This window comes from Mesorhizobium sp. M7A.F.Ca.MR.362.00.0.0, from assembly GCF_004023175.1.
Lineage (GTDB): Bacteria > Pseudomonadota > Alphaproteobacteria > Rhizobiales > Rhizobiaceae > Mesorhizobium.
In genome coordinates this window covers 1-269 of record NZ_RZTF01001032.1, presented here as the reverse complement: position 1 = coordinate 269, position 269 = coordinate 1, and the positions used below count along the sequence as shown (strand labels likewise).

Below are 269 nucleotides of genomic sequence, written 5' to 3'. Positions count from 1 at the left end.
GAGACAGATGCTATATTGGCCAATCAAATACTTTTTTCTTGGGCCTATCATGATTAAGGTGCGCGCGTGGCTTTTCCAGAGATGAAGGGTGAGCTTCAGTTCTTCTATCCGTGCTAACTTGTGCTTGAGCAGACAACTCATCGTTCTCTGGCTGCGCTTGACCTTTCTCTGTTGTTTCCTCCTGTTGGGATTGGACTTCTTCCAGAAGTTCCTTTCGAACTTGTTCTTTCATTTTTGCTTCTATCTCTTCGAAATTATAAGTCTTATAT

At 42.4% G+C, this 269-nt stretch carries 1 protein-coding gene; it reads right to left on the bottom strand.

Annotation, left to right across the window (positions count from 1 at the left end; genetic code table 11):
* Positions 1-10 precede the first annotated feature (10 nt).
* Positions 11-269, bottom strand: a 259-nt coding sequence (locus tag EOC06_RS40640; RefSeq protein WP_164899089.1) for a hypothetical protein, incomplete at its 5' end; no start/stop codon positions are given.